We start from the raw sequence: 25,676 nt of genomic DNA on the forward strand, positions 1-25,676 counted from the left end.
ATGGGATAGATACCTGTCCCGTCCGGCGGCCGCGGCTGCTCATGCGGTCACGGTAAGCACCGCCTTGCCGCTGATGCTGCGCTGCCGCAGCGCGTCGAGGGCCCGGCCGACGTCCCGCCACGGCACGGTCAGGACCACGCGCGTTTCGAGCCGGCCGGCTGCGATCAGCGCGAGCAGCGAGGCGATGTCGGCGCCGACCTCCGGACCGGACGTGTAGTAGGCGAAGGTCTGAAGCCGCGCGCCCTCATGACCCGGCACGAACTGGCGGAAGCCGATGGGCGTGAGTTCGCCGCTGCTCGAGCCGAACATGACGACGGTCCCGCCAGGCGCCACCCGTTCGATCGCGTGGGCGAGGCTATCGCCGCCGACCGATTCAGTAATCAGCGAGAACAGTCCTTCGGCCAGCTCGATCGTTTCGACGACCCGCTCGGCTCCGAGGTTGCGGAGATCCGCGGCATGCCGGGAGGCGGCGACCGCCGTCACCGACGCGCCCTGCCGGCTGGCGAGCTGGACCTGGAAACGGCCGACCGCGCCGCTTGCGCCGGTAATCAGGACCCGCTGGCCGGCCAGCTCGCCGCCAAGGCGCAGGGTCCGCAGCGCGGTCGTGCCTGCGACCGGAACAGTGGCGGCGGCAACGAAGCTGACGTCGTCCGGCAGGATGGCAAGGTGGTCGGTTGGAACGGCAACATTTTCGGCCCACCCCGCCTGGTCGACCAGAGCCGCAACGCGGGCGCCGACGGCCGGCCCGGAGCCATCGGCCGCGGCGCGCTCGACAATTCCGGCGACGTCCTGGCCAGGCACCCAGCCGTTCGGGCGGATGTTGAGCAGGCGCAGTTCGCCGCGGTTCAGCGAGACAGCCCGGACCGAGACCAGCGCCTCGTGCGGGGCGGGCTCGGGTTCGTCAAGCTCGGCGAGCTTCAACCCTGTGGCGCTGTCGAGAGAGGTGATTAAAGCCAGCATGGCGTCATGGCTCCTCGGACGTGCCCGGCTTGGCGGGACAGGCGCGGGACGGAGGGTCTCGGAGCCCAGCCGCACGTCGATGCAGCGGGCCGAACAGGCCAAGCCGTCGCCGTCTCCGATGGCCGCTGACGATGCGATCCACCGCCCGGTCTTTCAGTACGACCGCCGCGCGTCCGAACAATCTTTCTCATCGCTTTTGCAGGCTCCTGACTCATTCCGGGTCGGAGCCTATCGACTTTGCCGATGGAATAATTTAGCTATCATGTCACATGATCGCTAAAATCAGTCAAAATGAGACAGCCGCTTCGCTACCCCTGGCCGAATTTCGATCCCGATGACGTCCTTGCACCGGCAATTGCCGTGCGCGTCGACGTTCCCGAGACCAGGGCGGAGGTACCGGACCACCACCACCGCAAAGGGCAACTCGTCTTCGCGCTCGGCGGTGGCGTCACATGTCGCGTCCCCAGCGGGCTGTGGATGGTGCCGCCTCATTGCGCGGTGTGGATTCCGGGTGGCATGCAGCACAGCAACGTCGCGACCGCCAATGCCCGGATTTTTTTCGTCTATATCGAGCCTGGAGCCACCGACCTGCCGGACCGGTGCTGCACGCTTTCGATCTCGGCGTTGCTGCGCGAGCTCATCATCGAGCTGGCGGATCGCGGTGAGGACGATGATAGGAGGGGCGAGCTCCTGACCAGGGTACTGCTATCCGAACTGCCGCGCATGCCTGTCCAGCAGCTACATTTGCCGATCTCGTCCGAGCCGCGCTTGAGGCGCATCGCCGCGGCGCTGGCGGAAGATGCTGCCGACCGCAGCACCCTGGCGGAATGGGCCAATCGCGTCGCGCTCAGCGAGAGCAGTCTCGCACGTCTCGTGGTCAAGGAGACAGGGCTGACCTTCGGGCGCTGGCGCCAGCAATTGCACCTGATCGTCGCGATGCGCGCGCTGGCCTCCGGCGCCAGCGTGCAGCAGGTTTCGGCCGATCTCGGCTATGAATCGGTCACCGCCTTCATCACCATGTTCAAGAAAGCGCTTGGCAAGCCGCCGGCAAAGTATCTCAGCAGTGTCGCGCAAAACGGCGGCTCTGCGTTTGTCGCCTGATGAGCCCCCGATCCGCCGCCCGCCCGGACGTCAACCCTCACTGCTGCTCGGCATACAGCAGCCGCGTCGTCGCATTCGCCGTCGCCGTCGACAGGCTGCGCTGGATCAGCGCCTCGACGTGGTCGTTGCGCTGGCGCGCGCTGTCGGCGCCCATCACCACGATGATCAGCCTGTGCCCGTCCGCATTATAGGAGGTGACGATGTTGAAGCCCGAAGCCCTGATATAGCCGGTCTTGATGCCGTCGACGCCGCGCACCCGGCCGAGCATGTCGTTGTGGCCGCGCACCAGCCTGCCGCGGAACATGAAGTCGCTGTCGGAGAAATAGTGGAAATGCTGCGGGAAGCGGGTGTGCAGCGCCATGCCGAGCACCGCCATGTCACGCGCCGTCGTGTGCTGGTCGCCATCCGGCAGGCCCGAGGCGTTGCGGAAGACGGTGCTGCTCATGCCGATCTGGCGCGCCTTGGCGGTCATCATGCCGGCGAACGCCTCTTCGCTGCCGCCGAGAAATTCGGCAACGGCGACCGCCACGTCATTGGCCGATTTGACGACGATGGCGCGGATCGCCGAATCGACGTCGATCGTCTCGCCGCGCCTGAACCGCAGCTTGGTCGGCGGCTGCCGCGCGGCGTAGTCCGACACCGGAATTTGCGTCTCCTTGCTGATCCGCCCCGACTCCAGCGCCTCGAAAAGAAGGTAGAGCGTCATCATCTTGGTCAGTGACGCCGGATAGCGTGGCGCCGTGGAATTGACCTCGAACAGCGTCTTGCCGGTGCCGGCGTCGATGACCATCGCGGCATATTTCTGCGGCGGCGCCGGCACGGCCAGCACGCTGTCGGGCGGCGCCACCGTCGTGCAGCCGGCGGCAAACAGCAGCAGCGCCAGCACCGCGACGTAATTGTGGATGAGCGAAAAGAAGCGCAAGGCGGACAAGTCGGTTCCGAAGGCAGGCTGTTTCTGAGACGAGGCGAAGCTATCCTACCGCAAAGGCGCAGTCCATTTGGTTAATATCGGTCGGGGCCCTGGATTGATGCCCTGTCCACAGGCCGAACATGGCCGCTGTTCCGAGCCGTCTGGGGAGAATTGCCGGCCATCGCGCTTGCGCAACCGGCGACGAGTGGGCTTTGCTGGCGCCGGCAGAATCGGTAGGTGCACATGGATACGGTCACGATCACGGCAAAAGGCATTTCGGTATCGGTCGATCTTGCCGTCGGCCATCTCGCCGATATGGCGATCGATATCGAGGGCCGCCGGCTGAAGCCGCTGCATCGCGCCCCCTGGGTCGGCGAGCCGCGCGAGACGCTGCCGAAAGACCTGCCCGAAGGGACGGTCCACCTGTCCGGCGATTTCCTCTGCGCGCCGTTCTCGACCAGCGACGTCGAAGCGGCACCTTTGCATGGCTGGCCGGCCAATAGTCGCTGGGACGTCGTCGACAGCGCGGCAACGGTCGATGGCTGGCGCGCCGTCTTGCGGCTGCAGCGCCGGGTCATCGGCGCAACCGTCGACAAGATCCTGATCGTGCGCGACGATCATCCCTTTCTCTATCAGGAACACGTCTTTTCCGGCGGGGCCGGCGCCATTCCGGTCGCCCATCACCCGATGACGGTGATGAAGGCCGGCGGCAGCCTGGCCTTCTCGCCGAAGCGCCTTGCCGCGACGCCGAACGAGCCGCCGGAGCCCGATCCGGCCCGCGGCCGCTCTTTGCTCGCCTACCCGGCGCGCAGCACCGACCTGACGCGCTTTCCCGCCGCCGACGGCGGCACGATCGACCTGACCGCCTATCGCATGGACCAGCTGCGCGAGGACTTCGTCACGCTGGTCGAGGCCGACCATGGCGGACCGGGCTGGACCGCGCTGGCGCGCCAGGCGGAAGCCGACCTCGTGCTGGTGCTGAAGAACCCGGCCGAACTGCCGGTCACCATGCTGTGGGTCAGCAATGGCGGGCGCGACTACGCGCCATGGAGCAGCCGCCACCGCGGCGTGCTCGGCATCGAGGACGGCCGCACCGCCGTCGGCCATGCCGCGTCGCTCGGCGACAACTGGCTGAAGCATGAAGGCGTGGCGACCGCCTTTGCCCTTGCTGAAGGGCGCAGCTTCTCGTTCCGCCATGTCATCGGCGCGCTGCCATGGCCATCCGGCGAGCCGCCGCGCGACGTCACGACCTCGCCGGGCCGCATGCGCATCCTGGCGGCTGACGGTGCCGAGCGCGACATCGGCTTCGACAGCGATTTCCTGCGGATCGGCCAGTCCAGGCCCGATTGAAGGCCTGGCACAAGCCGCGTTTGAAATTTTCGAAAACTGCCGCCAAAATGCGCCAGAACCATCTTAACGGATGCCAATGTCAGAAATCGCCCATCTCGCCGCTACCATTTTCAAGCGCGCCGGCAAGGCGCCGCGCTTTATCGTTGCCATTGCGGGTCCGCCCGGCGCCGGCAAGTCGACATTGTCGGCAGGCTTGCACGACCTGCTGCCGGAAGGCACGGCGGAAGTCGTGCCGATGGACGGGTTCCACTACGATGACGTCGTCCTCGAGCGGCGCGGCCTTCGCCAGCGAAAAGGTGCCCCGGAAACCTTTGATTTTGCCGGCTTCGAAGCGCTGCTGAAGCGCATCCGCGCTGGCGAGCCGGATATCGCCATCCCGGTGTTCGACCGCAGCATGGAGCTGTCGCGCGCCGCCGCTGCGATCATCGCTGCCGAGACCAAATTCATCCTGGTCGAAGGCAATTACCTGCTGCTCGACGAAGAGCCATGGACGCGGCTGGCGCCGCTGTTCGACTACTCCATCTTCGTCGACGTGCCGCGCGCCGAGCTCGAGCGCCGACTGCTCGAGCGATGGCACGAGCACGGCCGGTCCGACCAGGACGCGCGCGCCTGGATTGCTTCCAACGACATGCCGAACATCGATCGCGTGCTTGCCCGTCGGCGGCCCGCCGACCTGGTGGTCGGTGGACAGGCCTGATCTGTAAGGACTGTTCGGCCGGAACCTTAACACTTTCAGGCCGTTATCCCTGACACGGCAATTGTGCCGCATGAGGGAACGGTTCGATGGAGACCATGGCAAGAAAGCCTGCGCCCGCCAAGGGCAGGGCAACACGATCAAAAATCACTCGAGCGAAAACCAGCGCCGGCCCGGCAGGGGCGGCCCGCTCCAAGGATGCGGCAAAGCCCAGCTTTGGCAAGGCGGCGCCGAAAAAGGTGATGCCTGCCGCGGCCAAAGCCGCCGCACCCAAGCCCAAAAGATCGGCAAGCAGCAGAGGATCGATCGCAGGCAGCGCAATGCGCACCGTTAAGGCAACGGCCAATGTCGCCGCCGGTGCCGTGCTTGCGACCGCCAAAGGTGCGGCGTCGCTTGCCGCTTCCGTAGTCGGCAAGGGCGGCTCGAAATCCCGGACCAAGGCAAAATAGCCGGGGCAGTCAGGGTTTTGATCAGGCTCTGGCGGGAATGGTGAGACCCCTCTGCACCGCCGGCCGGGCAAGGCCACGCTTCAGCCATGCGCCCACGCCGGGGAAATCGTCGAAACCGACGAGGTCCCGCGCCTCGTAAAAGCCGATCAGATTGCGCACCCATCCAAGCATCGAAATGTCGGCGATGGTGTAATCGTCGCCCATGATCCAGCTGCGGCCCTTGAGCCTCGTTTCGAGGACGCCGATCAGCCGTCGCGACTCGTCGCGATAACGCTCCAGCGGGCGCTTGTCGGCGATTTGGCGCCCGGCGAATTTGTGGAAGAAACCGACTTGGCCGAACATCGGCCCGATGGAAGCCATCTGGAAGAACACCCACTGGATCGTCTCGTAACGCAGCGTTGCGTCTGCCGGGACCAGCTTGCCGGTCTTGTCGCTGAGATAAAGCAGAATGGCGCCGGATTCGAACAGGCCGATCGGCTTGCCTCCCGGGCCGTCCGGATCGATCATCGCCGGGATCTTGCCGTTCGGGTTCAAAGACAGGAATTCCGGCGTCCAGCTCTCGTTCTTGCCGATGTCGACGGCATGCGGCTCGTAGGGCAGGCCAAGTTCCTCCAGCGCGATCGATATCTTCACCCCGTTCGGCGTCGGAAACGAATAAAGCTGGATGCGGTCGGGGTGGCTCGCCGGCCAGCGCCTGGCGATCGGAAACGCGGACAGATCGGTCATCGAAACTCCTGGTCGGGGACCGCGCCGAGCGGCATGGTCATGGCGGGTCGCAGAGAGTTAGGCGCGACGCCTGGCGCGATCAATACGCGCATGGAAAGTTTCACCGGCCCCGGCGAAGGGCCGCCAGGGGTGTGGTCACACGGCCTTGACCGCCAGCACCGCATTGGTGCCGCCGAAGGCGAAGCTGTTGCTCATTGCAGTGCGCACCGCGCGCTCGCGCGCCACGTTCGGCGTGATGTCGAGGTCGCAGTCGGCGTCGGCTTCCCGGTAATTGGCGGTCGGCGGCACGATGCCTTCGCGGATCGCCATCACGCAGGCGATCATTTCCAGCGCGCCGGATGCGCCGAGGCAGTGGGCATGCATCGATTTGGTCGAGGAGATGGAAAGCTTGTAGGCATGGTCGCCGAACACGCGTTTGATCGCCGCCGTCTCGATCTGGTCGTTGGCCTTGGTGCCGGTGCCATGCGCGTTGAGATAGTCGACGTCCTCCGGATTGAGCCCGGCATCGACGAGGCAGAAGCGCATCGCCGCCTCCGGTCCTTCGATCGTTGGCGCGACGATGTCGGAGGCGTCGGCGGAAAGGCCGACGCCGGCGATTTCGGCAAGGATGGCGGCGCCGCGCGCCATGGCATGCTCATACGTTTCCAGCACCACCATGCCGGCGCCTTCGCCGAGCACGAGCCCTTGGCGGTCGGCCGAAAACGGCCGGCAGGTGTCCGGCGACAATACCCGCAGGGCCTCCCAGCCCTTGAGGATGCCCCAGACCAGCGGCGCATCGGTGCCGCCGGCGACCATGACGTCGGCCCGGCCGAGCCTGATCTGATCGACCGCCGAGGCAATGGCGTGGTTGGATGACGAGCAGGCAGAGGTGATGCCGAACACCGGTCCACGCAGACCAAGATTCATGCTGACATGGCCGGCGGCTGCGCCCGGCATTACTTTCGGTACGGTGAAGATGCCGGCGCGGTTCTTGCCTTCGAGCAGGATGGCGCGATAGTTCTCTTCGATTGCCTCCCAGCCGCAGACGCCGACGCCGACGATGGTGCCCATCCGGTAGGTGTTGGCCGCGTGCGGGTTCAATCCCGCCTGCTGTGCCGCCTCCCGCGCGGCGATCGTCGCCAGAAGGCTGAAGCGGTCCATCGACACGACCTGTTTGCGGTCGATGCCGTGCTCGGGAAGCGCCTTGATTTCGCAGCCGACCTTGACCTTCAGATCATGCAGCAGCGGATTGTCGATCGCGCCGATTGCCGAACGGCCGGCGCGCATCTCATTCCAGATTGCCGGTGCATTGGTGCCGAGGCCGCATAACCCGCCGATGCCCGTGATGACGATGCGCTTGTGCATTCAGTCAGGCTTTTTTCGCGATCAGCGCGCGAACCGCCTCGACCATGTCGCCGACATTCTTCAGATTGCTCCAGGCATCGACCGTGTTCATCTCGATTTCGATGCCATACTCTTCCTCGAGGTCGAAGATGATCTCCGTCAGTTCCAGTGAATGGATGCCAAGGGCGGTCAGTTCGGTACTGGTGGTGATTTCCTCGCCGCCCGGCTCGGCATGAGCCTTGATCTTGGCGATGATATCGTTTGCCAGCTGGTCAGCCATTCGGTTTCTTCCCCAACTCTGTCGTTTCCCGACGCCAACTGATCAGCGCCCCTTTTGTCCTCGATTACGTCGTCATCGTCGCCTTTTACCCCCCGCCAGGCGCCGGTGACCGTACCAAGGTGGCTCCCTCTATAGAAACCGAAACGCTGTCAAGCAACAAGCTATATATCGACAAAGCCGCCGCAGTGCTTAACGTTGGTGTCGTGGACACGATCGCATATAGCTTGACCTCAGTGCCGCCGGCCCAGCGCGTTGCCGGGCTTGCGCGGCTTGGCTGCGACTGGAACGGAGGCCGCACGCGTCTTCGGCGCCTGTACCAGGACGGCTCGGCCAAGATCCGCATGCCGGCAGTCTCGGCCGATCCGCTCGAAGCCGTCCTGATCAACACCGCCGGCGGGCTGACCGGTGGCGACCGTCTCGCCTGGGAGGTCGATGTCGGTGCCGGCGCGTCCGCAACGATAACGACGCAGGCCTGCGAGAAAATCTACCGCGCCGCATCCGACCGCGCCGAAGTGCGGGTGCAATTGAGCGCCGGCGAAGGCGGCCAGATTGCCTGGCTGCCGCAGGAAACCATCGTCTTCGACCGCTCGGCCTTTGCCCGCACGCTTGAGGTGGAGCTTGCCGCCGGAGCCGAGGCGCTGATCCTGGAAGCTACCGTCTTCGGCCGCCTGGCCATGGGTGAACGGGCTTCGCAAGGCCAATTCCATGACCGCTGGCGCGTCCGCCAGGACGGGGCGCTGATTCACGCCGAGGAGTTCCGCATCGGCCCCGACATTGCCGCCACCTTGAATCGTCCGGCGGTTGCCGGTGGCGGCATCGCCGTGGCGACGCTGCTGATGGTGTCGCCGCGGGCAGAAGCTTTGCTCGAGCCGGCCCGGGGCATGGTCACCGGCCAGGGCGGCGTCAGTTTCTGGAGCGTGCGGAAATCTGGCAAGCTTCTTGCTCGGCTGTTCGCCGAGGATGGCTACCAGCTCCGCAAGCGGCTGGTGCCGCTTGTCGAATTGCTCAACGGACGGGCGGGCCTGCCCAAATTATGGTCACTCTGATTTCGATTGTGCCACTGCAGGAAAACGCATGAATCTGACGCCGAGGGAGAAAGACAAGCTGCTGATCGCCATGGCGGCGATCGTGGCCCGCAAGCGGCTCGAACGCGGCGTCAAGCTCAACCATCCGGAAGCGATCGCGCTGATCACCGATTTCGTCGTCGAGGGTGCCCGCGACGGCCGCGCGGTCGCCGAGCTGATGGAGGCCGGCGCCCATGTCGTCACCCGGGCCCAGGTGATGGAAGGCATTGCCGAAATGATCCACGATGTGCAGGTCGAGGCGACGTTTCCAGACGGCACCAAGCTGGTGACCGTGCACGAGCCGATCAGATAACACTGCCAAGGAGAGGAAAATGCTTCAGCTGCGTCCGAACTGCGAATGCTGCGACAAGGATCTGCCGCCCGATGCGACGGACGCGGTGATCTGCACCTTCGAATGCACCTTCTGCGCCGACTGCGCACAAAACATGCTCGGCAGCGCCTGCCCGAATTGCGGCGGCAACTTCTCGGCCCGCCCGATCCGTCCGGCAGCGCTGCTGACGAAATATCCGGCCTCCACCAAGCGCGTCCTCAAGGCAGAAGGCTGCGGTCCGGCCCGCAAGGCGGCGTGAGAGGCATGATGATCTCGAAGATGGAAGCTACGCCGATGATCCCCGCTACGATGAAATGCACGACACTGTCGGCGGCCCTGCTGCTGGCGGCAGCTATGCCGGCCTATGCCCACGTCGGCGTCGGCACGGTTTCGTCCTTCACCGCCGGCTTCTCCCACCCGCTCTCCGGCCTCGATCATATGACGGTGATGATTGCCGTCGGCCTGTGGGCGGCGCTCAGGGGCGGCAAGGCGATCTGGGCATGGCCGCTGGCTTTCGTCGGCGTCATGCTGGCCGGCGGCGCGCTCGGTATGCTGCATGTGCCGATGCCTTTCGTCGAGCCGGCCATATTGGCGTCCGTCGTGGCACTCGGGCTTCTGGTTGCGCTCGCCGTCGATCTTCCCGTCTCGGCCGGCGTCGCCGTCATCGGCCTGTTTGCGCTGTTCCATGGCTACGCCCACGGCACCGAGGTGCCTGAAAATGCCGCTGGGCTTGGCTATACCGCAGGCTTTGCCGTTGCCACCGGGTTGCTCCATGCCGTCGGCATCACGGCTGGTCTCGGCCTCGGCTGGCGCTTCAGTGGGCTTGCCCGCGCCGCTGGCGCCGCCTGTGCCGCGATTGGCGCCGGCCTCGCCTTCGGCATCCTGTGAGGCCGTGATGATCCCCGGCGAAATCATCACGGCAAGCGGCGAGATCGAACTGAACAAGGGACTGCCGACGGTCACCATGAAGGTGGCCAACAGCGGCGACCGGCCGATCCAGGTCGGCAGCCACTATCATTTCTTCGAGACCAATGAAGGACTGAGATTCGATCGCGACAAGGCGCGGGGCATGCGCCTCGACATCGCCGCCGGCACCGCGATGCGCTTCGAGCCCGGCCAGGAGCGCGATGTTACGCTAGTGCCGTTCGGCGGCAAGCGCGAGGTCTACGGATTTCAGCAGAAGATCATGGGCAAGCTGTGAGATCGAAGGCGTCGAGCAGTTTCGGCTCAGCCGGGCGGCTTGGCCGCCGCATAGATGACGACCTTTCCCGAATCGTCGAATTCAACCGCCAGAACGTCCTCGGTCTGCACTCGCCGCGAGTCGATAGCGTTGAACAGCAATGCGTTCGCCTCGATCTCCTTGCGCAGCTCGGCAATGTCGTCCCGATGTTGCCTGACCTTGCTTTCGATCGCCGGCGGCGGGCCGCCTTCGGTGCGCGCTGCGTCGGTAAGAAACACGATATCGACTTTGTCGAGCTTGGATGTCTTTCGCACGGCAGCGATGTTCTCACGCGTGCGGTCGATCGCCGAGCTGACCTTGCCGGCTTCCGCATTTGTCTTGGTCTCCTCCTGGCCGACCTCCGAGCCGACGATCCGGTTGACGGTCTCGGCGCTGTCGAGGCTCTGCGCGTTCAGCGCGGCGTGCGGAATGCTGGCGGCCAGAAACGCGGTCGCGGCAATGCCATGCAGCCATCTGGTGTCGGAGAAGGTGGTGATCGCCATCGCTCGTTCTCAGGGTCCTTTTCGAGGCTTGTGTCAGGGCGACAGGACCGAAACGAAACGTCCCCCGTGAAGGTTCCCTTTGCGAGGCGGCGGGCTGACCGGGCGCCGGCCCGCCGCCTTGTCTCGTCAGCTCGCTTTCTTGGTGATCAGCGTCAGCGCGCCATTGGTGCTCATGCTGGCGGCGATCACCTGCGCCGAGGTGAGCCCCTTGGCTTCGAGTGCGGACTTGACCTGCGGTGTCGCGTCGATCGAGCCGCGCAGTTTCTGCAGATCGGCGTCGCTGCGCTTGGCGATCACCTCGTTGACCTTGGCTTGAGTGTCCGCCGGCAGATCCTTGATGTCGACGACGTTGATCGCCTGGATGGTGGGCGCCTGTGGCTGCGCTCCGGGCGCGGCAGGAGCAGGCGCGGCCGGCGCCGGACTGGGCTGCTGCGCAGGCTGTTGCTGGGCGCTGGCGGCGGTTGCAAGCACCAGCGTGGCGGCGGCTGCCAGAAGGGTCGTTTTGCGCATGGATGTTCCTTTCCATCGATTGGCAAATGGTCGTTTTGGGGTGGCCCGGCCACCTCAAACGCCAAATGGGATCGGAAAGTGTCGCTCAGCGGGTCATTGCGTGACCATAGGATGGCAGCAATGTGGGGCCCGCCTTCGACAAGCGGTTTTTTCGGGCTGTATTTCGGGAGCAATTGCTGATGGCTAAAATCACCCGCGCCGCCTATGCGCAGATGTACGGCCCGACCGTTGGCGACAAAGTCCGGCTCGCCGACACCGAGCTGTTCATCGAGGTCGAAAAGGATCTCACCGTTCACGGCGAGGAGGTGAAATTCGGCGGCGGCAAGGTCATCCGCGACGGCATGGGCCAGAGCCAGGTTTCGCGCGCGCAAGGCGCGGTCGACACCGTCATCACCAATGCGCTGGTCGTCGATGCCACCGCCGGTATCGTCAAGGCCGACATCGGATTGAAGGACGGCCGCATCGCCGCGATCGGCAAGGCCGGCAATCCGGATACCCAAGGCGGCGTCACCATCATCATCGGTCCCGGCACCGAGATCATCGCCGGCGAAGGCAAGATCCTGACCGCCGGCGGCTTCGACGCGCATATCCACTTCATCTGCCCGCAGCAGATCGAGGAAGCGCTGATGTCGGGGATCACCACCATGCTCGGCGGCGGCACCGGCCCGGCGCATGGCACGCTGGCCACCACCTGCACGCCGGGGCCGTGGCATCTGGCGCGCATGATCCAGTCCTTCGATGCCTTCCCGATGAATATCGGCCTGTCGGGCAAGGGCAACGCGTCGCTGCCTGCCGCACTCGAGGAGATGGTGCTCGCCGGCGCCTGCTCGCTGAAGCTGCATGAGGACTGGGGCACGACGCCGGCTGCAATCGACTGCTGCCTGTCGGTCGCCGACGATTACGACGTGCAGGTGATGATCCACACCGACACGCTGAACGAGTCCGGCTTCGTCGAAAACACGGTCGCGGCGATCAAGGGCCGCACCATCCATGCCTTCCACACCGAAGGCGCCGGCGGCGGCCACGCGCCTGACATCATCAAGGTCTGCGGTCTGCCCAACGTCATTCCGTCCTCGACCAATCCGACGCGTCCCTACACGGTCAACACGCTGGCCGAGCACCTCGACATGCTGATAGTCTGTCACCATCTGTCGCCGTCGATCCCCGAAGACATCGCCTTTGCCGAAAGCCGCATCCGCAAGGAAACCATCGCCGCCGAAGACATTCTTCACGACATCGGCGCCTTCTCGATCATCTCGTCGGACAGCCAGGCCATGGGCCGCGTCGGCGAAGTGGCGATCCGCACCTGGCAGACCGCCGACAAGATGAAGCGCCAGCGTGGTTCGCTGCCGCAGGAGACCGGCGACAACGACAATTTCCGCGTCCGCCGCTACATCGCCAAATACACCATCAATCCGGCCATCGCGCATGGCCTGTCGAAGGACATCGGCTCGGTGGCGGTGGGAAAACGCGCCGACCTTGTGCTGTGGAACCCCGCCTTCTTCGGCGTTAAGCCGGACATGGTGCTGATCGGCGGCATGATCGCCGCCGCCCCGATGGGCGATCCCAACGCCTCGATCCCGACGCCGCAGCCGATGCACTACCGGCCGATGTTCGGCGCCTACGGCAAGGCAATGACCAATTCGTCCGTAACTTTCGTTTCGAAGGCAGCGCTGGATTCGGGCCTGCGCGGCAGGCTCGGGGTCGACAAGCAGATGGTGGCGGTCGAGAACACCCGCGGCGGCATCGGCAAGCACTCGATGGTGCTCAACGACGCCACGCCGCATGTCGAGGTCGACCCGGAGACCTATGAGGTCCGCGCCGACGGTGAATTGCTCACCTGCGAGCCGGCCACCGTGCTACCGATGGCGCAACGCTACTTCCTGTTCTGAACCATAGGCGTTAGAACGACCGATGTAGAACATGCCGCGCCAGGCTTATGGACCAGCAACTCTCCTACGCCCACGACATTTTCCCGCATATCCGCATCGTCCTGGGCATGGTGATCGGCCTTGGCGTCACCCGGCTTTTGTCGGGGCTTGCCCGTATCGTCCAGCATCCCGGCCAGTACCGGCTCTATCCCGTGCATCTCGCCTGGGTTGCGTCGGTGCTTTTGATGCTGGTGCATTTCTGGTGGTGGGAGTTCGGCCTGTTCCAGATCGAGAATTGGACCTTCGGCAAATACCTGTTCATCATCTTCTACGCCGTCACGCTGTTCCTGCTCTGCGCGCTGCTGTTTCCGGACTCGATGCTGGACTACACCAGCTATGAGGATTTCTTTTATTCGCGCCGGGCCTGGTTCTTCGGCCTGCTGGCGGCGACCTATCTGCTCGACGTGGTCGACACGCTGCTGAAAGGGCCGGCGCATTTCGCCCATTTCGGCGTTGAATATCTGATCCGCACGCCGGTTTTCGTCGCGCTTTGCGTCATTGCGGTCCTGCTGCGCGACCGCCGCTTTCACATCGCCTTTGTCGCCGGCGCGCTCGTCTATCAGGTATCGTTTATCATGCGGCTCTTCGACACGATCGTTTGAGCGCCATTGGGGCGGCGCACGCGATAGGCTAGGCTTTTGGGAGAGGCAGTTTTTACATGAAGCTCGATATTCGCACCGACTTCACCAAATTCCCGCGCGCCGTCGCCGTCCTGGCCGCAGGCGAAGCCGGAACCACCACGCCATACGACCGGGCGGTGCTTGCCCATGACGAGCGGCATCTGCGCCGTCGTGCCATCGAAACGGCCGGTAGCGACAAGGTGCTGGTCGACCTGCCCGAACCGGTGACGTTGAACCATGGTGACCGGCTGGTGCTGGAGGATGGCCGCCACATCGAGATCATCGCGGCCGAAGAGCCGCTCTACGATATCAGGGGCAGCGACCCGATCCATCTCGCCGAGCTCGCCTGGCACATCGGCAACCGCCATCTCGCCGCCGCCATCGAGGCTAACCGCATCCTCATCCTGCGCGACCATGTCATCAAGGCGATGCTGGAGGGATTGGGCGCCATTGTGAGCGACGTCTCCGAACCGTTCAAGCCGGTGCGCGGCGCCTATTCCGCGCTTGGCGGGCACGGCCATGCCCATGCCGAGGCACATGCGCACAGCCACGCCGAAGCGCATTCCCATAGCCATAGCGATTCGCATTCCCACAGCCATTCGCACGACCATGACCATGACTGACCGGCCTTCCAGCGTTGCCCAGCCTTCCAATATTGCTTTGTTGCGGCTGATGGCGTGGCTGTCGCCTTCCTTCCCGGTCGGCGGCTTTTCCTACAGCCATGGCCTGGAACAAGCCGTGCATGCCGGGCTGGTTGCCGACAGCAAAGACCTCGCCGCGTGGCTGGAAACGCTGGTCGAAATGGGTTCGGGCTGGAATGATGCGGTGCTGTTTGCCGAAAGCTGGCGCAGGGCGCGCGAAACCGGCGATCTCGATGAAATCGTCGCCCTTGCCGAAGCTCTGGCAGGCTCGCGCGAGCGTCATACCGAGACGATGCTGCAGGGCGCCGCTTTCCTGAAAGCAGCCTCCGCCTGGCCGTGCCAGGTGCTGGATCGCCTGCCGACCGAATGTGCCTATTGCGTTGCCGTCGGCGCTGTTGCCGGCGATCACGGCATTTCGCTGCGGGACGCCCTGGCCGCCTTCCTGCAGGCCTTCTTCTCCAACCTTGTTCAGGCCGCGATCCGGCTCGGCGCCGTCGGCCAGACCGGCGCCACCGCGCTGCTCGCCGGCTTCGAGCCGCTTGCCCTGGCTACGTCCGACCGCGCTGCCGGCTCGACCCTCGATGATCTCGGCGGCTGCGCTTTTATCTCCGACATCACGGCGATGAAGCACGAGGCCCAGTATTCGCGGCTGTTCCGCTCATGATCGTCCTCGCTTTCGCCGTCTCGCTCGTCCTGCTGCTGATCACAGCACTGCATGTCTATTGGGGCATTGGCGGCATCTGGCCGGGCAGGGACGCCGCCTCCTGCGCTCGTGCGGTCATCGGCTTTCATGGCGTCGACGAGATGCCGGCACCCTTCGCCAGCTTCGCCGTTGCCGCCTGCCTTGGCCTGGCGACACTGTGGCCGATGGCGCTCGAGGGCATCTTTGCCACGCCGTTTCCCAAAGCCGGGCTTGCCGCCACGTCGCTGCTCATCGCGCTGGTTTTCCTGGCGCGCGGCATTGCCGGCTTCACGCCCTGGTGGCGCCGGCTGACGCCCGAACAGCCTTTCGCGCGGCTCGATCTGCGTTATTATTCGCCGCTGTGCCTGCTGATCGGGCTTGCCTTCGCCATTCTTGCCGTCACGGAGTTCCCCGCATGATATCGCCCAACGGTCCTCTTCGCATCGGCATTGGCGGCCCGGTCGGCTCGGGCAAGACGACGCTTACCGAAAAGCTCTGCAAGGCACTGCGTGACGAGTTTTCGATCGCCGTCGTCACCAACGACATCTACACCAAGGAAGACGCCATGATGCTGGCCAGGTTGCAGGCCCTGCCCGAGGATCGCATCGTCGGCGTCGAGACCGGCGGCTGTCCGCACACCGCCATCCGCGAGGACGCCTCGATCAATCTGCAGGCGATCGCCGAGATGACCAGAAAATTCCCCGATCTCGACATCGTCTTCATCGAATCGGGCGGCGACAATCTCGCCGCCACCTTCTCGCCGGATCTTGCCGACCTGACGCTCTATGTCATCTCGGTTTGCCAGGGCGAGGAGATCCCGAGGAAGGGCGGACCGGCGATCACCCGGTCCGATTTCCTGGTCATCAACAAGAGCGACCTTGCGCCCTATGTGAACGTAAATCTCGACATCATGGAACGCGACGCTGCCCGCATGCGCGGCAAGCGGCCGTTCGGCTTCACCGACCTGTCGCGCGGCAAGGGGCTGCAGGAGGTGATCGATTTCATCGTCGAGCATGGCGGGCTTCGGGTCGGCGCGGCCACCAGCACGGCGGCATAACGGCGCTCGCCTGTACCAAACGAAACCGGTTGCGCGTGTTCCAGCCGCGCGGCATCCTTGCTTCTTTCACGGAGGTTTACGATGAGCATCACGCGCCTGCAGAAGGAAGTGCTGACCAACCTGCCGTTCTATGAGGAGCGCGTCGACCTCGCTTGCGCCTTCCGCTGGACGGCGCGGCTCAACATGCACGAGGCGGTGGCCAATCATTTCTCACTGGCCGTCAACGACGATGGTTCGCAATTCCTGATGAATCCCAACCAGGTGCATTTCTCGCGCATCAAGGCGAGCGATCTGCTTCTGATCGACGCCAACGATCCCGGCACGCTCTCCGGCCCGAATGCGCCCGATCCGACGGCGTGGGGCCTGCATGGTGCCATTCATCGCAATGTGCGTCATGCGCGCTGCGTCATGCATGTCCACTCGATCCACGCCACCGTGCTTGCCTCGCTCGCCGACTCGACGCTTCCGCCGGTCGACCAGAACTCGGCAATCTTCTTCAACCGCCATGTCGTCGACGCTCATTATGGCGGGCTGGCCTTCGAGGAAGAGGGCGAGCGCTGCTCGCAGCTTCTTGTCGACCCGAAGGTCAAGGTGATGGTGATGGGCAACCATGGCGTGCTGGTCATCGGCGACAGCGTCGCCGACACCTTCAACCGCATGTTCTATTTCGAGCGCGCCGCCGAAACCTATATCAAGGCGCTGTGGACCGGGCGGCCGCTGCGGGTACTGTCGGATGAGATCGCCGAAAAGGCGGCAAGGGAACAGGAAGACTATCCCGGCCAGGCCGAACGCCACCTTTCCGAACTGAAGGCGATCCTCGACGAGCAGGAGCCTGCCTACCGGAGTTGAGCGCGGTCCCGCCGGGCCTGGCTTAAAGCCCGAGTTCGGCTCGCAATTCGTCGGCGCTGTTGATGATTATCGCCCCCGGCGGCCCCTCCATGGGCGCTTCTGGCCAGAAGATCGTCTTCATTCCCGCTGCCAGCCCCGCCGTGGCGCCGGTCACGCTGTCGTCGACCGCCACGGCCTCGGCGGGATCGACGTCGGCCAGCCAGGCGGCGCGCAGGAAAGGTTCGGCATGCGGCTTGCCTTCACGCACGTCGTTGCGGCTGACCGTCTTCATGCCGGGATAGACGAGGCCGACGGCGCGCAGATTGGCATCGACGATCAGCCTGTCCGAGTTGGAGACCACCGCTTGCGGTATGCCAACCGCGCGCAGCTCGTTGAAGATCTCGATCGCGCCTCTGCGCGGCGTCAGCGTTTCGGCCATCGGCAGATAGTGATCGTATTTGCGCACGATCCAGTCGTCGAAAGGCAGGTCGAGGCCGAACTCGTCGCGCAGCATTTCGTAGACCGGCCATGCGGCGATGCCGAGCACGCGGTCATGCAGGTCGGCCGGCGGTACGATGCCGACACTGTGCAGCGCCGCGATCAGCGCCGCTTCGTGCAGCGGCTCGCTGTCGACCAGCGTGCCGTCCATATCCCAGAAAACCGCTTTCGGCGTCATGCAAGGCTCCATTCTCAAAAATCCCTTAAAGCGTTTGGCGCGGGAGATAAACCGCGGCGTCCCCGCTAATGCATGTCGCGCAACAGTGTGCAGCGGTTTTGCGACACGGACATGCATAGAAAGCAAGAGTCTAAAGCGCATCGCATAAGCCCGATTGAACGCGACGCGCTTTGGACCGAGATTATGCGACCTCCACAGCCTTGCTGTTGCGACGAGACTGGGTCGACCCGCCACTTCGCTCCAAATACCCAAGTCTCAGCCCTAAGCAATTGCTCTTGCAATAGGCAATTGCGCGCAAGTTCATTCCCTGCGAAACTACGGCGCTCCGCCTCTTATGCCCGGCGGGGTTGGGAGGCAGGAACTTGAATTCGCGGCAGGATAGCGGCGGCAACAGGCTGGACGATGCGGCGCGCGCCGGCTGGCTTTATTACGTTGCCGGCAACACCCAGGACCAGATCGCCGCCACGCTTGGCATCTCTCGCCAGACGGCGCAGCGGCTGGTGTCGCTCGCAGTCTCCGAAGGATTGATCAAGGTGCGCGTCGACCATCCGATCGCCAATTGCCTTGACCTTGCGGCACGGCTGAAATCGCGCTTTGCGCTTGATCTGGTCGAGGTGGTGCCCAGCGACCCTTCCTCTTCCTCCACCGTCATCGGCGTCGCCGAGGCTGCGGCGGCCGAGATCGAACGGCGGCTGCGGTCGCCGACGCCGATCGTCATGGCGATCGGCACCGGCCGCACGCTGAAGGCCGCGATCGAGCAACTGCCGCCGATGGAATGTCCGCAGCACAAGGTGGTGTCGCTGACCGGCAACATCTCGCCGGACGGCTCGGCCGCCTTCTACAACGTCATCTTCACCATGGCCGACAGGGTCAAGGCGCGCTCGTTTCCGATGCCTTTGCCGGTCATCGCCTCCTCGCCGGAGGAGCGCGAGATGCTGCTGAGCCAGCCGATGATCCAGCCGACGCTGGCGCTTGCGGCCGAGGCCGACGTCACCTTTGTCGGCATAGGCGATCTCGGCCCGAAGGCGCCGCTTTACGAGGACGGCTTCATTTCGGAGGGTGAATTAAAGGCGTTGCAGAAGGCCGGCGGCGTCGCCGAGATCGTCGGCTGGGTGTTCGATCGTGACGGCCGTATGATCGAGGGTATTACCAATGATCGGGTGTCGTCGGCACCGCTGCCGTCGCGCGAAAAGTCGCTGGTGATCGCGCTTGCCATGGGCGACCGCAAGCTGCCGGGCATCTTTGCCGCCGTCAACCGGCGGCTGGTCAACGGCCTGATCACCGATGAGCGGACCGCCGCCGCCTTGCTAGCGGGCGCATGATCTCCGAGCCGCTGGCGGTCGGAAACGATCATGTGAAATCGAAACGCATCTGAATCCCTGATAAAAACGAGCGTCACTACTGGTGCCGGCCGCATGGATCGTTGCCGTCGAGAAAGCCCATGTCGCGCTGCAGATGCGGCGGCAGCTCCCGGACGTCGAGATAGGCCCGTTTCCGCGCCGCGTGCCTTGCCAATCCCCGCGCCAGCCGTGAAAACCAGCCATGGGCTGGAGCAAGAAGCAGCTTTTCCTGTATTGTGGTCATGATCGTCAGCCTTCGCTATCTCTAGGCGTAGTTGATCTTCAATACGGAATATCGGTAGGCCCGGCCGGTGCCGCCAATCAAACGTCGATCACTGCCCATAAGGAGGGCTTATGCCGGAGCTCAATTCACGACAGCTGGTTTCGCAGCTTCCTCCGCTTCAGGCGATCCGGGTATTCGAAGCGGTGGCGCGGCATCTCTCGTTCACCAAGGCCGCCCAGGAGCTTGGCATGACGCAGGCGGCGGCAAGCTATCAGATCAAGCTTCTGGAGGAGCGCATCGGTGCGCCCCTGTTCCTGCGCCAGCCAAAACAGATCGTGCTGACCGAACCCGGCCAACGCCTGGCGCCCGCGGTCAGCGAAGCATTCGCGCTGTTGAGCGGCGCCTATGCCGCCGCGCGCACCGGCGCCGACGGCGTGCTTTGCGTTTCGACGCTGCTGACCTTTGCCTCCAATTGGCTGGCCCAGCATCTCGGTTCGTTCCAGGTCGCGCATCCGTCGCTGGCGGTGCGCGTCGATACTTCGAACAGGGTTGTCGACTTTGCCAGAGAGGATATCGACATCGCCATCCGCTCCGGCGGCGGCAACTGGCCGGGCGTCGAGACCCACATGCTTTTCAGGGCCGATTTCACGCCGGTCCTTAGTCCAAAGCTCGCGGCAAGCATCGGCGGCGTCAAGGAGCCGGCCGACCTGCTGCGGCTGCCGATCCTCGACCCGGGCGACATCTGGTGGCGGGACTGGTTTGCCGCCGCCGGCCTGCCGGTCGAGGAACTGGCCAAGCGCCCCGGCACCAGCATGGGCGCGCAGGCCTATGAGGCCAATGCCGCGATTGCCGGCCACGGCGTGGCGATCGTCACCAAGGCGCTGTTCAAGGCCGAACTTGCCGACGGCCGCCTGATCCAGCCCTTTGATCTGGTCGGTGACGACGGCCACGCCTATTGGCTGGTCTATCCGACGGCGCGGCGCAACGTGCCGAAGATCCGCGCCTTCCGCGATTGGATCCTGAGCGAGATCGCTTGCCAATAGGCTGAATCCCAGCAAGCCCGACAGCAAAGCTCCGGGCCCAATCAGCCCGGCTGAAATTCTTCGTCAGACATGCCGCAAACGTCCCGGCTTGTCGCCGCACGAGACCCGGCGTGCTGCGCTGCAGCAACGATTCCGTCTTGACATATTTCATCGCAAGTGAGTAATTGCCCACAGCCAAGGCAAATGCTCATCTTGGTTTATGGGAGGAATTTTGATGAAACTTCGCACGTTCACCCTAGGCCTGTTCTCGGCCAGCGCCCTCGCTTTCGCCGCGCATGCCGAATCCATCACCATCGCCACGGTCAACAATGGCGACATGGTCCGCATGCAGAAGCTGACCGACGACTTCACCGCCAAAAATCCCGACATTCAGCTGCAGTGGGTCACGCTCGAGGAAAACGTCCTGCGCGAGCGCGTCACCACCGACATCGCCACCAAGGGTGGCCAGTACGACGTGATGACCATCGGCACCTATGAGGTGCCGATCTGGGCCAAGCAGAACTGGCTTTTGCCGCTCGACAAGCTCGGTGACGATTATGACGTCAAGGACATCATCCCGGCCATAGCCGGCGGCCTGTCGGTCGACGGCAAGCTCTACGCAGCGCCGTTTTACGGCGAAAGCTCCTTCGTCATGTACCGCAAGGACCTGATGGACAAGGCCGGGCTCAAAATGCCCGATGCACCGACCTGGGACTTCATCAAGCAGGCCGCCGACAAGATGACCGACCGCGCCAACGGCGTGAACGGCGTCTGCCTGCGCGGCAAGGCCGGCTGGGGCGAGAACATGGCCTTCCTGACCGCCATGTCGAACTCCTTCGGCGCGCGCTGGTTCGACGAGAACTGGAAGCCGCAATTCGACCAGCCCGAATGGAAGAACACGCTGCAGTTCTATGTCGACCTGATGAAGGCCGACGGCCCCGAGGGCGCGTCGTCCAACGGCTTCAACGAAAACCTGGCGCTGTTCCAGCAGGGCAAATGCGGCATGTGGATCGATGCTACCGTCGCTGCGTCCTTCGTCTCCGACCCGAAGAACTCGACCGTCGCCGACAAGGTCGGCTATGCGCTGGCCCCGGACAATGGCCTCGGCAAGCGCGGCAATTGGCTGTGGGCCTGGTCGCTGGCCATCCCCGCCGGCACGCAGAAGGCCGACGCCGCTCAAAAGTTCGTTTCCTGGGCGACTTCGAAGCACTATCTCGAACTGGTCGCTTCAAAGGAAGGCTGGGCCAACGTTCCGCCCGGAACGCGCACCTCGCTCTACAACAACCCGGAGTACCAGAAGGCGGCGCCTTTCGCGAAAATGACGCTGGATTCCATCAACGCCGCCGATCCGACGCACCCGACCGTCAAGCCGGTGCCTTATGTCGGCGTCCAGTTCGTCGCCATTCCTGAGTTCCAGGGCCTTGGCACCACCGTCGGCCAGCTCTTCTCGGCGGCCCTTGCCGGCCAGACGAGCGTCGACGACGCCTTGAAGCAGGCACAGGACGCCGCCACCGCGACGATGACCGAGGGCGGGTACATCAAATAAGGCGCCTCCCGGTGCCGGTTGCCCATGGCAGCCGGCACGGGCCGCCCGAATCCCAGTTCGGGCGGCCAATTTTACGCCGCTGAAAAACTTGGCCGACCTCGAAGGGTGACCGTCATGGCTACTCAGCAGACCCGTTCGCTTGCCCGCTTCATGATGGCGCCATCCGTGGTGCTGCTGCTGGTTTGGATGATTGTGCCGCTGGCATTCACGCTGTGGTTCTCCTTCCAGCAGTACAACCCGCTCAATCCGATGCGCGACGGCTTCGTCGGGTTTTCGAATTACGCGCTGTTCTATTCCAACCCGGCATTCCTGCAGTCGATCCTCAACACGCTCACCATCGTCGTCAGCGTGCTTTTGATCACGGTGATCGGCGGCATCCTGCTGGCCCTTCTGCTCGACCAGCCGATGTGGGGACAAGGCATCGTCCGCATCCTCGTCATCTCGCCGTTCTTCGTCATGCCGCCGGTGGCGGCACTTGTCTGGAAGAACATGATCATGCATCCGCAATACGGCGTCTTCGCCGATATTGCGCGTTTCTTCGGCGGGCAGCCGATCGACTGGTTCGGGCAGCACCCGCTCCTGGCGATCATCATCATCGTCGCCTGGCAGTGGCTGCCGTTTGCGACGCTGATCCTGTTGACCGCGCTTCAGTCGCTCGACGGCGAGCAGAAGGAAGCCGCCGAAATGGACGGCGCCGGCTTCATCAGCCGCTTCATCTATTTGACGCTGCCGCATATGTCGCGCGCCATAACCGTCGTCATCCTGATCCAGACGATCTTCCTGCTGTCGGTCTATGCCGAGATCCTGGTCACCACCAATGGCGGCCCGGGTTATGCCTCCACCAACCTGCCCTTCCTCGTCTACCAGAAGGCATTGCTGGAGTTCAAAATCGGCCAGGCGTCCGCCGGCGGCATCATCGCCGTCATTCTCGCCAACATCGTCGCCTTCTTCGCCATGCGCGCCGTCGGCAAGAACCTGGACAAATAAGGGAGGATAAGATGGCACGTGCAGTCACCACCCGGCACAAGACGATTGCGACCGCGGCCGCCTGGATCGTCGCCCTGCTGATCTTCTTCCCGATCCTCTATACGATCATCACCTCGTTCAAGTCGGAGCAGGAGGCCATCCAGGGCTTCAACCTGTTCCCGTCGGGAACCATGGAGAGCTATTCCGAGGTCCAGGCGCAGAACGGCTATTTCAAATTCTTCCTCAACTCGGTGTTCCTCTCGGTCGGCTCGACCGTCCTGGCTCTGCTCGTCGCCATACCGGCGGCATGGTCGATGGCGTTTTCGCCGGGCAAACGCACCAAGGACATCCTGATGTGGATGCTTTCCACCAAGATGATGCCGGCCGTCGCCGTGCTGTTTCCGATCTATCTGATCTTCCGCGACACCGGATTGCTCGACAGCCGCATCGGCCTGATGGTCATGCTGATGCTGATCAACCTGCCGATCGTGGTCTGGATGCTCTACACCTATTTTCGCGAGATCCCTGGCGAGATCCTGGAAGCGGCGCGCATGGACGGCGCATCGCTGTGGAACGAGATAATCTACGTGCTGACGCCGATGGCGGTGCCCGGCATCGCCTCGACCATGCTGCTCAACATCATTCTCGCCTGGAACGAGGCGTTCTGGACGATCCGGCTGACCACCACCGAGGCAGCGCCGCTCACCGCTTTCATCAGCTCCTTCTCCAGCCCGCAGGGGCTGTTCTGGGCCAAGCTTTCGGCCGCCTCGACGCTGGCGATCGCGCCGATCCTGATCATGGGCTGGTTCAGCCAGAAGCAGCTGGTCCGAGGCCTGACATTCGGTGCGGTAAAGTAGCGGGCATCGCCTGACGCAAAACGAAAAGATAGCCCTTCGGGGGAGGAAACCATGGGAAACATCACGCTCAAGAACGTCTCCAAATCCTTTGGGGCGACGTCCATCATCCCCGGCCTCGACCTGGTCATCGAGGACGGAGAGTTCGTCGTCTTCGTCGGTCCGTCGGGCTGCGGCAAATCCACCCTGTTGCGTCTGATCGCCGGTCTGGAGGATACCAGCGGCGGCACCATCATCATCGATGGCCGCGACGTCACCGGCGAGGCGCCGGCCAAGCGTAAGCTGGCCATGGTGTTCCAGTCCTATGCGCTCTACCCGCACATGACGGTGGCCAAGAACATCGCCTTCCCGCTGAAGATGGCGGGCGAGGACCAGGCGACCATCGACAAGAAGGTGAAGGACGCCGCGCGGATCCTGAACCTCACCAACTACCTCGACCGCCGCCCCGGCCAGCTCTCCGGCGGCCAGCGGCAGCGTGTCGCCATCGGCCGCGCCATCGTCCGCCAGCCATCGGCCTTCCTGTTCGACGAACCGTTGTCCAATCTCGACGCGGCGCTGCGCGGCACCATGCGGCTGGAGATCAGTGAACTGCACCACCAGCTCCAGACCACCATGGTCTACGTCACCCACGACCAGATCGAGGCGATGACCATGGCCGACAAGATCGTCGTGCTCAATGCCGGCAATATCGAGCAGGTCGGCTCGCCGATGGAGCTCTACAAGACGCCGAAGAATCTGTTCGTCGCCGGTTTCATAGGTTCGCCGAAGATGAACCTGATCGAAGGCGCGCCGGCCGCCAAATATGGCGCAAAGACAGTCGGCATCCGCCCGGAGCATATGAACATTTCGAAGACGTCAGGCGACTGGAAGGCGACGGTCGGCGTTGCCGAGCATCTCGGCTCCGACACGTTCTTGCACGTCCAGGCGGACGGCGTCGGGCAGCTGACGGTGCGTGCCGACGGCGAATTGGCCGCCCATCACGGCGACACGATCTATCTGACGCCGGACAAGGCCAAGCTGCATCGTTTCGGCGGCGATGGGAAGGCGATGCTGCAATGAGGCTCCGGGGTAAATCGGCGCTGATCACCGGATCGGCGCGCGGCATCGGCAGGGCGTTCGCCGAAGCCTACATGCGAGAGGGGGCGACCGTCGCCATCGGCGACATCAATCTCGAGGCTGCCGAGAAGACGGCTTCCGAAATCGGTGGCAATGCCTACGCGGTGACGCTGGACGTCACCGATCTCTCGTCGATCGATGCGGCCGTCAAGGCGGTCGAAGCCAGGGCCGGCAGCCTCGATATCCTGATCAACAATGCCGCCCTGTTCGACCTGGCGCCGATCGTCGAGATCACCAAGACAAGCTACGACAAATTGTTTTCGGTCAACGTCGCCGGCACGCTGTTTACATTGCAGGCCGCCGCCCGTTCTATGATTGCCCGCGGCAAGGGCGGCAAGATCATCAACATGGCAAGCCAGGCCGGGCGCCGCGGCGAGGCGCTGGTCGCCGTTTATTGCGCCACCAAGGCGGCGGTCATCTCGCTCACCCAGTCGGCAGGGCTCGACCTGATCAAACACGGCATCAATGTCAACGCGATAGCACCGGGGGTCGTCGACGGCGAGCACTGGGATCATGTCGATGCCTTGTTCGCCAAGTTCGAGAACCGGCCGAGGGGCGAGAAGAAGAGACTGGTCGGCGAAGCCGTGCCTTATGGCCGCATGGGCACGGCGCAAGACCTCACCGGCATGGCGGTGTTCCTGGCCAGCGATGAGGCCGAATACATCGTCGCCCAGACCTACAATGTCGATGGCGGCCAGTGGATGAGTTGAGGGGGCGAAGGCGCTCTTCTCCCCGTCTCCTCCACGGGGGGAAG

33 protein-coding genes are annotated in these 25,676 nt (G+C 64.1%); 23 read left to right on the plus strand and 10 right to left on the minus strand.

Annotated features, from left to right (window positions below):
* Window positions 1-39: 39 nt before the first annotated feature.
* On the minus strand, window positions 40-960 hold the full coding sequence (locus NKH98_RS08070; protein WP_352897581.1) for a zinc-binding dehydrogenase: 921 nt from the start codon (window positions 958-960) through the stop codon (window positions 40-42).
* 291 nt (window positions 961-1,251) lie between these two features.
* Between NKH98_RS08070 and NKH98_RS08075 the strand changes: the two genes are divergently transcribed.
* Window positions 1,252-2,061 carry an AraC family transcriptional regulator gene (locus tag NKH98_RS08075; RefSeq protein ID WP_352897583.1) on the plus strand — a complete coding sequence of 270 codons (810 nt, stop codon included), beginning with the start codon at window positions 1,252-1,254 and terminating at the stop codon, window positions 2,059-2,061.
* A 37-nt stretch (window positions 2,062-2,098) separates the two neighbouring features.
* Here the strand turns inward: NKH98_RS08075 and NKH98_RS08080 are convergent, their stop codons facing one another.
* Window positions 2,099-2,992 (minus strand): D-alanyl-D-alanine carboxypeptidase family protein, encoded by an 894-nt coding sequence (locus NKH98_RS08080; protein WP_352897585.1) that lies wholly within the window; start codon window positions 2,990-2,992, stop codon window positions 2,099-2,101.
* Between the two features lie 222 nt (window positions 2,993-3,214).
* Between NKH98_RS08080 and NKH98_RS08085 the strand changes: the two genes are divergently transcribed.
* Window positions 3,215-4,321 (plus strand): hypothetical protein, encoded by a 1,107-nt coding sequence (locus NKH98_RS08085; RefSeq protein WP_352897587.1) that lies wholly within the window; start codon window positions 3,215-3,217, stop codon window positions 4,319-4,321.
* A gap of 76 nt (window positions 4,322-4,397) precedes the next feature.
* Window positions 4,398-5,018: a nucleoside triphosphate hydrolase gene (locus tag NKH98_RS08090; RefSeq protein ID WP_254815818.1), complete on the plus strand. Its 621-nt coding sequence runs from the start codon at window positions 4,398-4,400 to the stop codon at window positions 5,016-5,018.
* A gap of 43 nt (window positions 5,019-5,061) precedes the next feature.
* Here NKH98_RS08090 and NKH98_RS08095 read toward each other — a convergent pair whose 3' ends face one another.
* Window positions 5,062-5,343 (minus strand): hypothetical protein, encoded by a 282-nt coding sequence (locus tag NKH98_RS08095; RefSeq protein WP_352897589.1) that lies wholly within the window; start codon window positions 5,341-5,343, stop codon window positions 5,062-5,064.
* On the opposite strand from NKH98_RS08095, the gene NKH98_RS08100 reads away from it, so the two are divergent.
* Window positions 5,336-5,464 (plus strand): hypothetical protein, encoded by a 129-nt coding sequence (locus NKH98_RS08100; protein WP_352509367.1) that lies wholly within the window; start codon window positions 5,336-5,338, stop codon window positions 5,462-5,464. The two genes, NKH98_RS08095 and NKH98_RS08100, sit on opposite strands and share 8 nt — an antisense overlap.
* Before the next feature lie 21 nt (window positions 5,465-5,485).
* Here the strand turns inward: NKH98_RS08100 and NKH98_RS08105 are convergent, their stop codons facing one another.
* The 3 genes from NKH98_RS08105 to NKH98_RS08115 all read right to left on the minus strand — a co-directional run bounded on the left by NKH98_RS08105 (window position 5,486) and on the right by NKH98_RS08115 (window position 7,793).
* Entirely contained in the window at window positions 5,486-6,190 is a 705-nt protein-coding gene (locus NKH98_RS08105; RefSeq protein ID WP_352897591.1) for a glutathione S-transferase family protein, read from the minus strand.
* A 135-nt stretch (window positions 6,191-6,325) separates the two neighbouring features.
* Window positions 6,326-7,534: a beta-ketoacyl-[acyl-carrier-protein] synthase family protein gene (locus NKH98_RS08110; RefSeq protein WP_352879303.1), complete on the minus strand. Its 1,209-nt coding sequence runs from the start codon at window positions 7,532-7,534 to the stop codon at window positions 6,326-6,328.
* Between the two features lie 4 nt (window positions 7,535-7,538).
* Window positions 7,539-7,793, minus strand: coding sequence for an acyl carrier protein (locus NKH98_RS08115; protein WP_023677013.1), 255 nt, complete (start codon window positions 7,791-7,793; stop codon window positions 7,539-7,541).
* A 203-nt stretch (window positions 7,794-7,996) separates the two neighbouring features.
* Between NKH98_RS08115 and NKH98_RS08120 the strand changes: the two genes are divergently transcribed.
* Genes NKH98_RS08120 through NKH98_RS08140 form a run of 5 tightly spaced genes read left to right on the plus strand, consistent with a single transcriptional unit; the run spans window position 7,997 to window position 10,389 of the window.
* The gene (locus tag NKH98_RS08120) at window positions 7,997-8,839 is read left to right on the plus strand and encodes an urease accessory protein UreD (protein WP_352897592.1); all 843 of its coding nucleotides are present in this window, start codon (window positions 7,997-7,999) and stop codon (window positions 8,837-8,839) included.
* Between the two features lie 28 nt (window positions 8,840-8,867).
* Window positions 8,868-9,170 (plus strand): urease subunit gamma, encoded by a 303-nt coding sequence (locus tag NKH98_RS08125; protein WP_023677011.1) that lies wholly within the window; start codon window positions 8,868-8,870, stop codon window positions 9,168-9,170.
* A 19-nt stretch (window positions 9,171-9,189) separates the two neighbouring features.
* Window positions 9,190-9,447 carry a DUF1272 domain-containing protein gene (locus NKH98_RS08130; protein ID WP_352897594.1) on the plus strand — a complete coding sequence of 86 codons (258 nt, stop codon included), beginning with the start codon at window positions 9,190-9,192 and terminating at the stop codon, window positions 9,445-9,447.
* Window positions 9,448-9,482: 35 nt separating this feature from the next.
* Entirely contained in the window at window positions 9,483-10,076 is a 594-nt protein-coding gene (locus NKH98_RS08135; protein ID WP_352897693.1) for a HupE/UreJ family protein, read from the plus strand.
* Window positions 10,077-10,083: 7 nt separating this feature from the next.
* Complete coding sequence (locus NKH98_RS08140) at window positions 10,084-10,389, plus strand: urease subunit beta (RefSeq protein WP_352476983.1); 306 nt, start codon at window positions 10,084-10,086, stop codon at window positions 10,387-10,389.
* Between the two features lie 26 nt (window positions 10,390-10,415).
* On the opposite strand, the gene NKH98_RS08145 is transcribed toward NKH98_RS08140, so the two are convergent.
* Together NKH98_RS08145 and NKH98_RS08150 are read right to left on the minus strand one after the other, a co-directional pair.
* Window positions 10,416-10,910, minus strand: coding sequence for a hypothetical protein (locus tag NKH98_RS08145; RefSeq protein WP_352476984.1), 495 nt, complete (start codon window positions 10,908-10,910; stop codon window positions 10,416-10,418).
* A 126-nt stretch (window positions 10,911-11,036) separates the two neighbouring features.
* Window positions 11,037-11,420, minus strand: coding sequence for a hypothetical protein (locus tag NKH98_RS08150; protein ID WP_023677006.1), 384 nt, complete (start codon window positions 11,418-11,420; stop codon window positions 11,037-11,039).
* 179 nt (window positions 11,421-11,599) lie between these two features.
* Between NKH98_RS08150 and ureC the strand changes: the two genes are divergently transcribed.
* The 7 genes from ureC (at window position 11,600) to NKH98_RS08185 (ending at window position 17,200) form a co-directional block, all read left to right on the plus strand.
* The gene (gene ureC, locus NKH98_RS08155; RefSeq protein WP_502894213.1) at window positions 11,600-13,312 is read left to right on the plus strand and encodes an urease subunit alpha; all 1,713 of its coding nucleotides are present in this window, start codon (window positions 11,600-11,602) and stop codon (window positions 13,310-13,312) included.
* 47 nt (window positions 13,313-13,359) lie between these two features.
* Window positions 13,360-13,953, plus strand: a complete 594-nt coding sequence (locus NKH98_RS08160) for a hypothetical protein (RefSeq protein WP_352897595.1) — start codon at window positions 13,360-13,362, stop codon at window positions 13,951-13,953.
* Window positions 13,954-14,009: 56 nt separating this feature from the next.
* The gene (gene ureE / locus NKH98_RS08165) at window positions 14,010-14,594 is read left to right on the plus strand and encodes an urease accessory protein UreE (RefSeq protein ID WP_352476986.1); all 585 of its coding nucleotides are present in this window, start codon (window positions 14,010-14,012) and stop codon (window positions 14,592-14,594) included.
* Window positions 14,587-15,276, plus strand: coding sequence for an urease accessory protein UreF (locus tag NKH98_RS08170; protein ID WP_352476987.1), 690 nt, complete (start codon window positions 14,587-14,589; stop codon window positions 15,274-15,276). The genes ureE and NKH98_RS08170 overlap by 8 nt, the downstream gene beginning before the upstream one ends.
* Window positions 15,273-15,713, plus strand: coding sequence for a DUF3995 domain-containing protein (locus NKH98_RS08175; protein ID WP_352476988.1), 441 nt, complete (start codon window positions 15,273-15,275; stop codon window positions 15,711-15,713). The genes NKH98_RS08170 and NKH98_RS08175 overlap by 4 nt, the downstream gene beginning before the upstream one ends.
* Window positions 15,710-16,351: an urease accessory protein UreG gene (ureG, locus tag NKH98_RS08180; protein ID WP_254815829.1), complete on the plus strand. Its 642-nt coding sequence runs from the start codon at window positions 15,710-15,712 to the stop codon at window positions 16,349-16,351. Before NKH98_RS08175 ends, ureG begins: the two co-directional genes overlap by 4 nt.
* Window positions 16,352-16,432: 81 nt before the next feature.
* A complete protein-coding gene (locus NKH98_RS08185) occupies window positions 16,433-17,200 on the plus strand; it encodes a class II aldolase and adducin N-terminal domain-containing protein (RefSeq protein WP_254815830.1) in 768 nt (255 codons plus the stop codon).
* A gap of 22 nt (window positions 17,201-17,222) precedes the next feature.
* Here NKH98_RS08185 and NKH98_RS08190 read toward each other — a convergent pair whose 3' ends face one another.
* Window positions 17,223-17,855 carry an HAD family hydrolase gene (locus NKH98_RS08190; RefSeq protein WP_352476991.1) on the minus strand — a complete coding sequence of 211 codons (633 nt, stop codon included), beginning with the start codon at window positions 17,853-17,855 and terminating at the stop codon, window positions 17,223-17,225.
* 362 nt (window positions 17,856-18,217) lie between these two features.
* On the opposite strand from NKH98_RS08190, the gene NKH98_RS08195 reads away from it, so the two are divergent.
* Complete coding sequence (locus NKH98_RS08195; RefSeq protein WP_023722533.1) at window positions 18,218-19,177, plus strand: sugar-binding transcriptional regulator; 960 nt, start codon at window positions 18,218-18,220, stop codon at window positions 19,175-19,177.
* Window positions 19,178-19,253: 76 nt separating this feature from the next.
* Here NKH98_RS08195 and NKH98_RS08200 read toward each other — a convergent pair whose 3' ends face one another.
* Window positions 19,254-19,439: a hypothetical protein gene (locus NKH98_RS08200; RefSeq protein WP_254815832.1), complete on the minus strand. Its 186-nt coding sequence runs from the start codon at window positions 19,437-19,439 to the stop codon at window positions 19,254-19,256.
* A 110-nt stretch (window positions 19,440-19,549) separates the two neighbouring features.
* Here NKH98_RS08200 and gcvA point away from each other — a divergent pair, with 110 nt between their 5' ends.
* The 6 genes from gcvA (at window position 19,550) to NKH98_RS08230 (ending at window position 25,632) form a co-directional block, all read left to right on the plus strand.
* A complete protein-coding gene (gcvA, locus tag NKH98_RS08205; RefSeq protein WP_352647861.1) occupies window positions 19,550-20,461 on the plus strand; it encodes a transcriptional regulator GcvA in 912 nt (303 codons plus the stop codon).
* Window positions 20,462-20,675: 214 nt separating this feature from the next.
* Window positions 20,676-21,986: an ABC transporter substrate-binding protein gene (locus NKH98_RS08210; protein ID WP_254815834.1), complete on the plus strand. Its 1,311-nt coding sequence runs from the start codon at window positions 20,676-20,678 to the stop codon at window positions 21,984-21,986.
* 114 nt (window positions 21,987-22,100) lie between these two features.
* A complete protein-coding gene (locus tag NKH98_RS08215; protein ID WP_031195183.1) occupies window positions 22,101-22,973 on the plus strand; it encodes a carbohydrate ABC transporter permease in 873 nt (290 codons plus the stop codon).
* A gap of 11 nt (window positions 22,974-22,984) precedes the next feature.
* Window positions 22,985-23,809 carry a carbohydrate ABC transporter permease gene (locus NKH98_RS08220; RefSeq protein ID WP_352476993.1) on the plus strand — a complete coding sequence of 275 codons (825 nt, stop codon included), beginning with the start codon at window positions 22,985-22,987 and terminating at the stop codon, window positions 23,807-23,809.
* 51 nt (window positions 23,810-23,860) lie between these two features.
* Window positions 23,861-24,865: an ABC transporter ATP-binding protein gene (locus NKH98_RS08225; protein ID WP_352897597.1), complete on the plus strand. Its 1,005-nt coding sequence runs from the start codon at window positions 23,861-23,863 to the stop codon at window positions 24,863-24,865.
* The gene (locus NKH98_RS08230) at window positions 24,862-25,632 is read left to right on the plus strand and encodes an L-iditol 2-dehydrogenase (protein WP_254815837.1); all 771 of its coding nucleotides are present in this window, start codon (window positions 24,862-24,864) and stop codon (window positions 25,630-25,632) included. Before NKH98_RS08225 ends, NKH98_RS08230 begins: the two co-directional genes overlap by 4 nt.
* Window positions 25,633-25,676 lie beyond the last annotated feature (44 nt).

The organism is Mesorhizobium sp. M0833 (genome assembly GCF_040319905.1).
Lineage (GTDB): Bacteria > Pseudomonadota > Alphaproteobacteria > Rhizobiales > Rhizobiaceae > Mesorhizobium.